Below are 12,329 nucleotides of genomic sequence, written 5' to 3'. Positions count from 1 at the left end.
GACATCTACACCGAACCCGCCAATCTCGACGTCGATACCCTCGCCAACCTCGGCCCGCTGCGCGCGCTGGCCGGTGTCTGGCAAGGTACGCGCGGTCTGGACGTGAAGCCGAAGGCGGACGGCCCGCGCAAGCAGGCCTTTGTCGAGCGCATGGAACTGCAGCCGATCGATCCCGTGACCAACGGGCCGCAATTGTTCTACGGCTTGCGCTACCACACGCATGTGACCAAGCCGGACCAGGTGAAGACCTACCATGACCAGGTCGGCTACTGGCTGTGGGAACCGGCCACCGGCACCATCATCCAGACACTGGCGATTCCGCGCGGGCAGATCGCGATGGCATCGGGCACGGCGAGCGCGGATGCGAAAGAGTTCGAGCTGGTCGCGCGGCGCGAGTCGGAGAACTTCGGCATCCGCTCCAACCCCTTCCTCGATTACGCATTCCACACCGTCGAATACCGCATCAAGGTCACCGTCAATGCCGACGGCACCTGGGCCTACGATGAAGATACGGTGATGATGATCCGCGGCCGCGACGAACCCTTCCACCACACCGACCGCAACCTGCTCAGCAAGATCGCTGAACCGACACCGAATCCGCTGGCGCGCTGAGCCGTTTTCCTTCCCGCAGCATCCGCTCGAACTCTTCAGCCGGCACCGGCCGGCTGAAGTAAAACCCTTGCACCTCGTCGCAGCCATTGCCGCACAGGTAATCCAGCTGTTCCCGCGTCTCCACCCCTTCCGCCACCACTTTCAACCGCATGCGATGCGCAAGGTCGACCACCGAGTTGGCGATCGTCGCGGAGGTTTCGTTGGTGACCATGTCGACCACGAATGAGCGGTCGATCTTGATCTGGTCGAGCGGGAAGCGGCTGAGGTAGGCGAGGCTGGAGTAGCCGGTGCCGAAATCGTCGAGCGAGAGCTGGAGGCCGATGTGCTTCAGCCGCTGCAGGCGTTCGATGGTCTCGTCGGGGCGTTCGATGAGCATGCTTTCCGTCAGTTCCAGCGTCAGCAGCCGCGCCGGCACGCCATGCCGTTGCAGCGCCGCCGCGACCACGCGCTCCAGCTCTTCGTCGTGGAACTGGCGCGCCGAGACATTGACGGCAATGTTCATCCAGCCCAGGCCGGCGTCCTGCCAGGCGCGGATCTGCCGGCAGGCTTCGTCGACCACCCAGGCGCCGATCGGGATGATCAGTCCGTTCTTCTCCGCCAGTGGAATGAATTCGACGGGCGGCATCATGCCCTGTCCGGGCCGCATCCAGCGCAGCAGGCCTTCGGCGCCGGTGATGCATCCGCTGTGCAGGTCCGCCTTGGGCTGGTAATGGATGACAAACTCGCCCTGCTGCAGCGCGCGGCGCAGGCCGGCGTCGATATCGAGCTGCATGCGGGCGCGCTGGCTGAGGTCGCTGGTATAGAACGCGATCTGATTGCCGCCGCGTTCCTTGGCGCGGTGCACGGCGGCGTCGGCGCGGTGCAGCAGGTCGTGCGACGACAGGCCGTCCTGCGGATAGAGGCTGACGCCGATGCTGGTGCGCGCGTAGACCTCGGACGCGCCATCCAGTGAAAACGGCGCATCCAGCGCCACCAGCAGCTCGACAGCCAGCGCCTCGGCGTCGGACGGGTCGCGCACCGTTTCCATCACCACCACGAATTCGTCCGCGCTCAATCGCCCGAGCAGGTGGCGGCCGCCGAGCCGCTGGTTGAGCCTGCCGGTCACACCCAGCAGCAGGCTGTCGCCGGACGCGTGCCCGAGGCTGTCGTTGACGGTCTTGAACTTGTCGAGGTTGAGGAACAGCACCGCCACCTGCGCGTGCTGGCGTTGCGCCTTTTCCAGCGCGTGTTGCAGCAGCGAGCCGAGGAGCACGCGGTTGGGCAGGCCGGTGAGCGGGTCGTAGTTGGCAAGGTGTTCGCGCTGTTCCTCGGTGCGGCGCAGCAGGGTCAGGTCGGTTCCTACGGCAACATAGTGGGTGGGCGTGCCGCTCGCATCACGCACGGTGGTGATCGTCATCCATTGCGGATAGACCTCGGCATTCTTGCGCCTGTTCCAGATCTCGCCCTGCCACTGGCCGTACCGGCGCAGGCTGTCCCACATCGCTTCGAAGAAGGCGCGGTCCTGGCGGCCGGAGCGCAGCAGGCTGGCGCGGTGGCCCGCGGCCTCGGCTTCGGTATAGCCGGTGATTTCAGTGAAAGCGGGATTGACCGACAGGATGCGTGCATCGAGGTCGGTGATCATGACCGCGTCGCGGCTGCTGGTGAGCGCCGCCGCCTGAAGCCGCTGGTGCTCGCTGGCTTCGCGGCTGGAGGTGATGTCGTTCCAGCTGCCGACCACTTCGCAGGGCGCGCCCGCGGCGTCGAGCAGCAGACGCATGTCGTCGCGCACCCAGCGCACCGCGCCGGACTTGTCGAGGAAGCGGTACTCGTGGGTCAAGCTGTGTCCGGTGAACAGCCGCTTGTGGTCGGCGAGCACGCGCTCGCGGTCATCCGGGTGCAGGCCGGCGAGCCACCAGCCCGGATCGAGGCATTCTTCCGGCGTGTAGCCGACCACGCGTGTGACGTTGTCGCTGATCCATACGGGAGTGAAGCGCGTGCCTTCCACCTTCAGCGAGTAGAGGATGGTCGGGTTGGCCGACAGCAGGTGGCGCAGGCGTTCGGACGCGGTGCGCAGCTTGGCCTGTTCGCGCGCGAGTTGCGCCTGGCGGAACGCATGCTCGAGGATGGCGGGGAGTTCGGCGAGGTAGCCTTCATGCTTCATCACATAGTCGGCCACGCCCAGGCGCAACGCCTCGGCCACGACGTCTTCGCTGCCCTGGCCGGTGACCAGCACCACGGGCAGGTCGTAGCCGCGCTCGTCGCGCAGCGTCTTGACCGCTTCCAGCGCATTGATGCCGGAGAGCTGGTAGTCCAGCAGCACGACATCGAAGGGAGGATCGGACGCATGTTCCGGCGGCAGCGCGTCCAGCACTTCGTTGCCGTCATTGACAACGTGCAGCCGCACCTGTGGCGCGTGCCGCGCGAAGTGACGGCGCGTCAGGTCGATGTCGAAGCGGTTGTGTTCGGCATATAGCACACGCAGCAGACGCGTCTTGCCAGCCTGCTCCGAGCGGAAGCGGGCGAGGGCGGCGGCCAGGGTGTGGACCAGGCGCACGCCATAGTCGGCGCGCTTGACCACATAGTCGTCGGCGCCGGCCTTGAGTGCCGCGATCGCGGCTTCCTGGTCGCCCGATCCGGTGAGGATGACGACAGCCAGCGGCAGGTTGCGCTCGCGGACATGAGCCAGCAGTTCCAGGCCGCTGCCGTCGGGCAGGTTGAGGTCGGACAGGAGCAGCTCGTAGCTGGAATGCATCTCGTCGAGCTTGCTGCGCGCTTCTGACACGGTGGAGACGACGTCCACCACCATGTCCGGCGCCTGGCGCGCGAGGCCGCGGCGCACCAGGTCCGCGTCCATCGCGTTGTCTTCGAGATAAAGGATCCTTTTCGGCAGATCGGCGGTCATTTGCCTCTCCTGCATTACTGCGGTGGTTCGTTCAGCGCGCACCAGTACAGCTCGATCTGGGCGGCCACCTCGAGAAAGCGGTCGAAGGCGACCGGCTTCACGATATAGGAGTTGGCGCCCAGGTGGTACGCGCTCTGGATGTCCCGGTCTTCGGCGGAGGAGCTGAGCACGACGACCGGGATCGATCGGCTCACCGCGTGCTTCTTCCATTGCGCCAGCACGTCGAGGCCATCCACGCGCGGCAGCTTGAGGTCGAGCAGGATCAGCAGCGGCAGCGCCTCGCCCGCCTCCCAGCGGTTGATCCAGGACAGCGCCTCCTCGCCGTCGCGCGCCACCTCGATCGGGTTGAGCAGCGAATGTCGCGCGAAGGCGCGCAGGGTCAGGTCGAGGTCGACCGGATTGTCCTCCACCAGCAGGACGGGACGTGGATAAGCGGTCGTGCTAGCCATGCATCAGCTCCAGGTAAAAGGTGGCGCCCTGCCCGGGCGCGCTCTCGGCCCAGACCTTGCCTCCCATGCGTTGCGCAGCCTTGCGCACCAGCGCCAGCCCGACGCCGGTGCCCGGATAGTCTTCGGGACGGTGCAGGCGGCTGAAGATATCGAAAATGCGCTCATGGAATTTCATGTCGAAGCCGATGCCGTTGTCGCGCACCCACAGCACCACCTTGCCGTTGTCCTCGCGTGCGCCGGCCTCGATGGCGGGCGCCGGCGCATTGCGGCTGAACTTGATCGCGTTGTCCAGCAGGTTGCGCAGGATGATGGCCAGGCCGTCACGGTCGCCGCGCACGGCGAGCGGCGGCAGCTCGCAGCGCAGCACAATGCCGGCATTCTGCGGTGCGTTGCGGTAGGACTGCAGCACGGCATCGACGCAGGTGCGCAGATCGATCACCGCATTGTCCAGGTTACGCCGCTCCATGCGCGCATAGGCGAGCAGGTCGGCGATCAGTGCATTCATCTGCGCCACGCCGCCGCGGATGTTGCGCAGGAACAGGCGCGCCTCTTCGTCGAGGCGCGTGGAGGCGGTTTCTTCGAGCAGCTGGCTGTAGCCGTCGATGCCGCGCAGCGGCGCCTTCAGATCATGCGAGACAGAGTAGGAAAATGCCTCGAGTTCCTTGTTGGCGGCGGCCAGCTGGGCGGTGCGTTCCATCACGCGCAGTTCCAGTTCGGCATTGAGCTTGAGGATTTCCTGCTCGGCGCATTTCTGTTCGGTGATGTCGCGGATCACGCTCAGGACATGCGCCCGGCCGTCCAGCTCGATGCGTTCTCCTGCCACCAGCCCGATGCGGCTCGTGCCCTGGCGTGTGCGGAAGGCTGCTTCCATGCCGCCGATGCTGCCGCGTTCGCGTACCGCCCTGGCCATGCGCGCGCGGTCCTCGGGATTCTCGAAGAAGGTGAACTCGTCCGCGCGTCGCCCGATCAGTTCCTCGCGCGCGTAGCCGGTCAGGCGCAACCCGGCCTCGTTGATGTCGATGAAACGGCCGTCGTCTAGGTCGCTGATGATGATCGCGTCCGGGCTGGCGCGGAAGGCCACGGCGAATTTTTCCTCGGAGGCGCGCAGCGTTTCCAGTACGCGGCGGCGCTCGGTGATGTCCTGCATCGCGAACACTACGCCCTCCATCATGCCCTGCGTGTTGCGCAGCGGCGCGGCATTGACCGACAGCTGCACGCGCCGTCCGTCCGGGCGCAGCATGGAATATTCGCCGTCGAACAGCGCTTCGCCGCTCAGCTTCACGCGGGCAAACGGGAATTGCTCCGGCTGCAGCGGATGGCCGGCCACATCGGCGATCCGCCATTCGGGCGAGTAGTAGGCGCGGCGCATGATGGTGTCGCGCGTCTCGCCGACGATATCCAGCGCCGCCTGGTTGATAAGGCTGAAGCTGCCGTCCATACGCATCGCGAAGATGCCGATCGGGCTGCAGCGCGTGACCTGTTCGAGCAACGCGCGTTCGTTGCGCAATGCCTTTTCCGTTTCCAGGCGCGAGATCGCGATGGCCGCGGTCTGCGTGGCGACCTCGATCAATTCCTTGTGGCGGCGGCCGGGCAGGCAGGGCGTGTTGTAGTAGATCGCGAAAGTGCCGAGGAGCCGGTGCCCCGCGTCGAAGATCGGCGTTGACCAGCAGGCACGCAGGCCGTGCCGCAACGCATGCGCGCGATAGTTTGCCCACAGCGGATCGGTAGCGATGTCCTCGACGTAGACTGGCTGCCGGCGCCAGGCCGCGGTGCCGCAGGAGCCGGCCGCGGCGCCGATCGGCTCACCGTCGATGGCCAGGCGATATTCTTCCGGCAGGCTGGGGCCGCTGCCATGATGCAGGTGCACGCCGTCGGCGTCGAGCAGCAGGATGGAGCACAGCATGCCGGGAGCCTGCGCCTCGATGGCGCGCAGCAGCGTATCGAGCGTGTCGGACAGTTCGGCGCCGCGCGCGATCATCTCCAGCACCTGCTTCTGCCCCGCGACCAGCGCTTCGCTCTTCTTGCGCTCGTCGATGTCCTCGATGACGTAGAGCAGGTGGTCCGGTTCGCCGCTCACCCTCACCGGCGAGACGGTGAGGTTGGCCCAGATGCAGCCGCCATCGGCGCGCAGCAGGCGCTGCTCGACCGCATAGGTGGGAATGTCGCCGTCACGCAGCAGGCGCGCGGAGTCGCTGTCCTTGCCGGCGTCTTCGGCGCACACCAGGCTGTGCAGGGGACGCGCAAGCAATGCGTGTTGATCCATGCCGAGCATGTCGCACAGGCGCTGGTTGACCTGCAGCCAGCCGCCGTCGGCGGCGACGCGCGCCAGGCCGACCGCCGCCTGCTCGAAGGTGGCCCGCAGGTTTTCGTTGCGCCGTTCCAGTTCCTGCGCCATCACGTTGAAGTTCGCCGCCAGCGCGCCGACCTCGCCGCTGGCGGTGACGGTCGAGCGGTGCCCGAGTTCGCCGCCGGCCAGCTTGGCGGCGTCATGCGCGAGGCGGCGCAGCGGGGCGGCAATGCCGCGCGACAGCCAGGCCGCGATGCCGACCGTGAGCAGGGTGATGATGGCGGTGAGCAGGATCACCGATCGCAGGTGGGCGCGGCTCGACGCCAGCGATGCATCTGCCGGGATGCCGACCAGCACCAGCCACGGCAGGCGCTCGGACATGACGGTCGCGGCCATGCGGTCCACATGGTCGACGGTCGTCAGTTCCCGCACGCTGCTGCGCACCTGCAGGGACTTCTGTACTTCCGGCACGCCGGACAGGTCCTTGCCTATCCACTGCTCGGGACGGATGGAGCGCGCCACCACGATGCCGTTGTTGTCGACCACGGAAATCAGCGTGCCGCGCGGCAGCGGAACCTTGGTGAAATCATCCTGGAAATGTTCGAGCAGGATGGACATGGTGACCACGCCGCGCACCGGGCTCCCTGGCTCGTCGCGTATGGCGCGCGCAAACACCACGATCCATTTGCCGGAAGTGCGCGAGACGATCGGCCGGCCGACGGCGAGTGTGTTGCCGGCAATGGCCTCCTTGAAATAGTTGCGGTCGGATACGTTGATCGTGCCGTAGGCAGGCGGCTCGGGTTCCGCCGAGTAGAGCATGGTGCCGTTGGTTTCGATGAGGGAAATGCTGCCGATGTAATCCGGCAGCCCGGCCTTGATACGGCGCAGCGTCGCATTGCCGTGGTCGATGTCGCGGTTGTCGAGGGGCATGGTGGTCGCCAGCGCGAGCAGCAGTGAATCAATGGTGCGAACCTGCTGCTCGATGCGGCCGAGCACGGTTTGCGCGGCGAGGGCGGATTGCTCCAGCGCTTCGACCCGGGCGGACTCCGCCTCGGCGAAGGCATTGTAGAACTGCACGCCCACCAGGGGCGCGGCCACGACGGCGACGAGGAGAACCAGCCGTGCGGCAATCGATTGGCGAAACGATGCGACATTCGGCATCTGCGGTACCCATCTCCCGTGGGGTTGTTGTCGTTGTTAAACGCCTCCTGCCCGCTCAGTATAGACGCTTCCTGATGCGGAAGTCATGCTCCCGGACCAGTTGTGTCGATCCGATCAGCGGGCTCAGTCCCATCACCAGCTGGGTCAGCGTTTCTGGCGGAAGGGACCAGACCTGCGACCCCGGTGGCGGCACATGCGTCGCCGCGGTGATCAGCGGCGCCACCCACTCGGCCTCGGATGTTATGTCGAGCAGGACCTCCCCTTCCGGCGTGGTGTGCAGGTAGATGTCGCCGCCTGCTTCAAGCGTGAAACAGATGCCGTAGCCGGCGGGGTTCTTCTTGTCGATCGTGCGCTGCAGGTCGCGGTTGTAGTTGTCGATCCAAGCTTCGACGTCGTAGGTGGTCTTCAGGTGGATCCAGGGGCGGGGAGCTTGCTGCTCTTGGTCGTCGGTGCTGTCCATGGGATGGGTGGTGTGAATGGATATTGTCAGGCCGGAACGATGGGAATCGCCGCCTTGCCTTCCGCCAGCGCCCTGGCGCGCAGCTGGCCGCAGCCGCCGTCGACTTCCTGGGCGGCGGAATCGCGCAGCTTGGCGAGCACGCCGCGCCGGTGCAGGATGCGGATCATTTCGCGGCAGCGTTCGGTTTCCGGCCGGCGGAACGCAAGGTCGGGAACGCTGTTGTAGGGAATGATGTTGAGTACGCCATACTTGCCCTTGAACAGCGCGACGATGCCTTCGATTTCATCCTCGCCATCGTTGATGCCGTCCAGCAGCGTCCACTGGTATTGCACCGGATAGGCGGTGGCGCGCGCGTAGTCTTCACCCAGTTCGACCAGTTCGCGCGGCGTCAGCCGCGGCGCGCGCGGCAACAGTTTTTCGCGCAGGTCAGCCTTGGTCGTATGCAGCGACAGCGCCAGCGCCGGCTTCACCGGCCCCTGCGGCAGGCGCTCGAACACGCGCGGGTCGCCGACTGTCGAAAACACCAGGTTCTTGTGGCCGAGGTTGCCTTCGGTGCCGAGCAGCTCGATCGCTTCCATCACATTGTTCAGGTTGTGCGCCGGTTCGCCCATGCCCATGAACACGACTTTCTTCACCGCACGCTGGCGGCGCGCCAGTGCCACCTGGGCGATGATCTCGCCGCTGGTCAACTGGCGCAGCAGTCCGTCGCGCCCGGTCATGCAGAATTGACAACCTACCGCGCAGCCGACCTGGCTCGATACGCACAAGCCGCCGCGCGGCAGCAGCACGCTTTCCACCGTCTGGCCGTCCTGCAGGCCGACCAGCAGCCGCGCCGAGTCCGGATCGCCGTCCACCGGATGCGACGACAGCAGGCGCGCGATGCCCTGCAACTCTTCCTCGACAAGGGGCAGCGCGTCGCGCAGCGATTGCGGCAGGAAATCCTTCGGCCGGCGCCGGCCGCGATCCCACGGACGGGCCTGGATCCAGTCGCGCAGCACGCGCTGCTCATGGACGGGGAGGGCGCCGAGCGCGCGCAGGCGCTGGCGGAGGGAATCGATCTGCATAAGGCGGAGGCCGGCGCGGCGGAAAGCCGGCCGGTTTGTGAATCTGGTCCGCTATTTTACTTCCGCGCCGAGAGCGTGATGGTGGTGCCGGTGAGGTCGATGTTTTTCAGGCTGATGCTGCCGAAGCTGGCGCCGCTGCGGTCGCCCTTGACGCGGATATGCTCGAACGAGATTTCGTCGATCGAACTCGGCATGCTCAGCGTGATCGAGCCGTCGGGATTGACCACCGCCTTCGCATGCGCCGGGTCGTAGGTGACGCCGCGCACCGTGGTTTCCGCGTCGAGGAAATCGAGGAGCGGATTGACGATGGTCGCCAGCTTGCGCAGGTGGTCCACGCCGCCGTCCTTCGACTGTGTGGCGACCAGGTGCTGGCGGATGGAGTCCGGCAGGCCGGCGGCGGAGACGGTGTCGAGGTCATCGTCGGACAGCGCGCGCAATGCGCTTTCCTGCGCGGCCACCTGCACGCTTTCCGGCGGCGGCACGGGCGCGGCGGCCAGCGCTTCCAGCGGCGCCAGCAGCGCGGTGGCGAATGCGGCAAGCACGCGCAGTTCGCGCTGCTTGCGCACGGCGCGCTGGATGTGTTCCTGGCTGAGCAGGTTCCAGCCCGCGAGAATGTCGCCGAGTCGTTTTCCGGTTTCCTTCTGGTGCGCGATCGCCGCGGCCAGCTGTTCTTCCGAAATCAGCTTTTGCCGGACCAGCAGCTGGCCGAGCAGGAGTTTTTCTTCGCGGAGTGCCATGGGCGTCACCTCGTGTGCGGACGATGCATCCATCTTACTTGCCAGGCCGCAGCGCAAGCGCGCGTGGCTCGCCGGGTCAAGCGATTTCCTGCGAGTTGACGAAAATAACTGGGCGTATATACTCGGCCTGATACCGACACCACACATTCCGCACAGTGAACACCACCCGCATGCATCCGCTGCGCAGTTGTTCCTCCCCGAACAGGGGCGGGGTGCCCGTGTCCGCAAATTTCGCTTCCTCCCGTCTTCAGTGCCGTTTGCCGAACGAATGCGCGATCCGCGTTCGTCGCGCGCAATTGTCCGCTCGAGACCACGCCCGGCTCTCCTGGGCTCGGTAGGCGCCCGGGAGAACCGCTGCGGTTCTCCCCCGACCTTCCGAGCCACCCACTCCACTGATTCCTGAATGGCATGTCGCGCCGCGTGCGCGGTCATGTCGCGTCCATGTTCCGGCCATGCGCTTCACGCCATGGCCGCGGGGGAGCTTTTGCCAATGAAAATCGAACGTTACCTGTCGCAGGAAGATGCGGCCATCCTCAGCCGTCTCGCGGAGCACATGTTGCGCATGCGGGATGTCAGGATCAACTTTGCCGAACAGCTGATCGAGCTGATCGGCACGGCCATCCTGCTGCCCGAAAATGTGCGGCGTGATGACTGCGTCGCGCTCAATTCGGAAGTCGTGTACCGCGACATCGAGATGGGCCGCGTGGGCACCGTCGTCATCGTATGTCCGCAGGAGGCCAACGACACGCTGGCCCGCGTCTCCATCCTCGCGCCGCTCGCGATGGCGCTGCTCGGTCGGCCGGTCGGCTGCATCGCGGAAGTCCGCCTGCCCTTTGACAAGCTGCGGCATGTGGAAATCGTCGCCGTCACGCCTCCCGGCCTCGCCGCGGAACGCATCGCCGAACGGAGGTTCGCATGAGCCGCATCGGAAAGATCCTGGTCGCGACCAACTACTCGGAAGACGCGCGCCGCGCCGAGAACCGCGCTGCGATGCTGAGCGTGCAGCTCAAGGCCGGCCTGCTCGAACTGATGGCCTTGCAGAAGACGCGGATGGGCATGCGCATGCCGGCCGTGCTCGCCGAAGCCGTGGCGGTGCACGAGGACGACGCGTGGGCGATGCTCGAGCGGCAGGAAGGATTGCGGCCGCTGCTCGGCCGCGAAGACGGACCGTCCTGCGTGCGCACCCTGCGCGAAGGCAGCCCGCCCCAGGCGATCGTCGAGCGCGCGCGGGAAATCGGCGCCGACCTGATCGTCGTCCCGGCGCAGGGGAAACGCTTCCTCGCCGACATGTTCGCCACGCAGGGGAATGACGAACTGATCCGCATGGCGGACCGCCCGGTGCTGCTGGTGAATGCGGAACCGGCCGACGCCTACCGCAGCGTGATCGTCGCCATCGACTTTTCGGAAGAGTCGGTGGAAGCGGCGCGTGTCGCGCTCGCCATCGCGCCATCGGCACACATCACCTTCCTGCACGCCTTCCGCGTCACCGATGAAGACATGATGATGGAAGCCGGCGTGTCGCTCGACGTGGTCCACAACCTGCGGATGCGGGCGCGCGAGGCGGCGCGGGTGCGGCTCAACCAGTTGATCGACAGCCTCGATCCGCGCAAGCAGTTGATCTCGCGCGTCATCCAGCACGGCAAGCCGGCCGTGGTCATCGGCGCACAGGCGCGGCAGTCGAATGCCGACCTGATTGCGCTCGGCAAGCACGGCAAGTCGCGTTTCGCCGAATTCCTGCTGGGGAGCGTGACGCAACGCCTTGTCGATGCCGGCGGCTGCGACCTGCTCGTCACCGCGGGACAGCAGTGCATTGAACCCGAGCTGCGTCCCGCGGCCTGACAAGAAAGGAATGCCATGGAACGTATCGCCATCGGCGGCACGCCGTTCGAAATCGGCGAAGCGCTGGGCCGGCTGGGAAGGCCGGCCCGAGGCCTGGTTGCCGCTGCCACGCGGGAACTGCGCGGCAAGCGTGTAATGCCCTGCATGGAACGCATACGCGATAGCTTCCCCGGTTATTGGGACGAGCTGCGCGGCATCAGCGCCGGAATGGCGCTGGACATGCGCGACGTGCTGCTCTGGAATTGCCGCCTCGATCTCGCACCGGGCCACGCCGAGAGTGGCACCGTCGCCGTCAACCGGCTCGGCTACGGCCTCATCCTCAATGCATTGCGGCTGGGTCCGGCGCTGGCGGCGCACTGCACATTGATTGATGTCGCCCCCGAGGGCAGGCCGGGTTTCCTCAGCCTGTACGTGCCGGGATGCCTTCCCGGCGCAAGCTTTGGCGCCAACCGCGCGGGCGTGGTGCAGGTGGTCGACCATCTCGCCGGCGAAGAGACAGGCGCCGGCCTGCCGAGCTTCCTCATTGCGCGCGCGGTGCTCGACGCCGGCTCGCTGCCGGAAGCGATCGATACCGTGATGGATAGCGCGCGCTTCGGTTCGGCGCATTACGTGCTGGCGTCGACCCAGGAGTTCATCATGATCGGTATTGCCGCCACGCCATCGGGCTGCGAGCTGGCGCCGATCCCGAATAAATACTGGTCGGCAAACCATCGTGCGGGAAAGTCGGGCGACGACGGCGTGACAGCGGCTTCGCTCAGGCGTTATCGCGCGATGAGCGAACTGATGGAATGCATGCCGTCACACCCCACCGAGCGCGACATCCTTGCCTTGCTCGAATC

At 66.3% G+C, this 12,329-nt stretch carries 10 protein-coding genes; 4 read left to right on the top strand and 6 right to left on the bottom strand.

Features of this window, described 5'->3' with window-relative positions; genetic code table 11:
* The coding region (locus AYR66_RS15800; protein ID WP_088709844.1) for an FABP family protein at positions 1-612 on the top strand (612 nt) is incomplete at its 5' end.
* Here the strand turns inward: AYR66_RS15800 and AYR66_RS15795 are convergent.
* Genes AYR66_RS15795 through AYR66_RS15770 form a run of 6 tightly spaced genes read right to left on the bottom strand, consistent with a single transcriptional unit; the run spans position 569 to position 9,651 of the window.
* Complete coding sequence (locus AYR66_RS15795) at positions 569-3,493, bottom strand: EAL domain-containing protein (protein WP_088708298.1); 2,925 nt, start codon at positions 3,491-3,493, stop codon at positions 569-571. The genes AYR66_RS15800 and AYR66_RS15795 overlap by 44 nt on opposite strands.
* 14 nt (positions 3,494-3,507) lie before the next feature.
* On the bottom strand, positions 3,508-3,942 hold the full coding sequence (locus AYR66_RS15790) for a response regulator (RefSeq protein WP_088708297.1): 435 nt from the start codon (positions 3,940-3,942) through the stop codon (positions 3,508-3,510).
* Positions 3,935-7,390 (bottom strand): PAS domain S-box protein, encoded by a 3,456-nt coding sequence (locus AYR66_RS15785; RefSeq protein WP_088708296.1) that lies wholly within the window; start codon positions 7,388-7,390, stop codon positions 3,935-3,937. The genes AYR66_RS15790 and AYR66_RS15785 overlap by 8 nt, the downstream gene beginning before the upstream one ends.
* Positions 7,391-7,445: 55 nt before the next feature.
* Positions 7,446-7,850, bottom strand: coding sequence for a hypothetical protein (locus AYR66_RS15780; protein ID WP_088708295.1), 405 nt, complete (start codon positions 7,848-7,850; stop codon positions 7,446-7,448).
* Positions 7,851-7,876: 26 nt separating this feature from the next.
* Positions 7,877-8,914 carry an RNA methyltransferase gene (locus tag AYR66_RS15775; RefSeq protein ID WP_088708294.1) on the bottom strand — a complete coding sequence of 346 codons (1,038 nt, stop codon included), beginning with the start codon at positions 8,912-8,914 and terminating at the stop codon, positions 7,877-7,879.
* A gap of 56 nt (positions 8,915-8,970) precedes the next feature.
* Positions 8,971-9,651, bottom strand: a complete 681-nt coding sequence (locus AYR66_RS15770) for a cyclic di-GMP-binding domain-containing protein, MshE-related (RefSeq protein ID WP_088709843.1) — start codon at positions 9,649-9,651, stop codon at positions 8,971-8,973.
* A gap of 490 nt (positions 9,652-10,141) precedes the next feature.
* On the opposite strand from AYR66_RS15770, the gene AYR66_RS15765 reads away from it, so the two are divergent.
* From AYR66_RS15765 to AYR66_RS15755, 3 genes are all read left to right on the top strand, one after another.
* Positions 10,142-10,570, top strand: coding sequence for a GreA/GreB family elongation factor (locus AYR66_RS15765; RefSeq protein WP_088708293.1), 429 nt, complete (start codon positions 10,142-10,144; stop codon positions 10,568-10,570).
* On the top strand, positions 10,567-11,490 hold the full coding sequence (locus tag AYR66_RS15760; protein WP_088708292.1) for a universal stress protein: 924 nt from the start codon (positions 10,567-10,569) through the stop codon (positions 11,488-11,490). The genes AYR66_RS15765 and AYR66_RS15760 overlap by 4 nt, the downstream gene beginning before the upstream one ends.
* A 15-nt stretch (positions 11,491-11,505) precedes the next feature.
* The coding region (locus AYR66_RS15755) for a C45 family autoproteolytic acyltransferase/hydrolase (RefSeq protein WP_206047192.1) at positions 11,506-12,329 on the top strand (824 nt) is incomplete at its 3' end.

The sequence above is a fragment of the Noviherbaspirillum denitrificans genome (genome assembly GCF_002211445.1).
GTDB lineage: Bacteria > Pseudomonadota > Gammaproteobacteria > Burkholderiales > Burkholderiaceae_D > Noviherbaspirillum > Noviherbaspirillum denitrificans.
Note: the sequence above shows the minus strand (reverse complement) of the source record. Positions and strands in the feature narration are given on the sequence as shown.

Bases quoted from the DNA above. Each gene is read 5' to 3' on its own strand.
- AYR66_RS15760 (WP_088708292.1), top strand. From the start codon at position 10,567: ATGAGCCGCATCGGAAAGATCCTGGTCGCGACCAACTACTCGGAAGAC.
- AYR66_RS15770 (WP_088709843.1), bottom strand. From the start codon at position 9,651: ATGGCACTCCGCGAAGAAAAACTCCTGCTCGGCCAGCTGCTGGTCCGG.
- AYR66_RS15795 (WP_088708298.1), bottom strand. From the start codon at position 3,493: ATGACCGCCGATCTGCCGAAAAGGATCCTTTATCTCGAAGACAACGCG.
- AYR66_RS15785 (WP_088708296.1), bottom strand. From the start codon at position 7,390: ATGCCGAATGTCGCATCGTTTCGCCAATCGATTGCCGCACGGCTGGTT.
- AYR66_RS15790 (WP_088708297.1), bottom strand. From the start codon at position 3,942: ATGGCTAGCACGACCGCTTATCCACGTCCCGTCCTGCTGGTGGAGGAC.
- AYR66_RS15765 (WP_088708293.1), top strand. From the start codon at position 10,142: ATGAAAATCGAACGTTACCTGTCGCAGGAAGATGCGGCCATCCTCAGC.
- AYR66_RS15780 (WP_088708295.1), bottom strand. From the start codon at position 7,850: ATGGACAGCACCGACGACCAAGAGCAGCAAGCTCCCCGCCCCTGGATC.
- AYR66_RS15775 (WP_088708294.1), bottom strand. From the start codon at position 8,914: ATGCAGATCGATTCCCTCCGCCAGCGCCTGCGCGCGCTCGGCGCCCTC.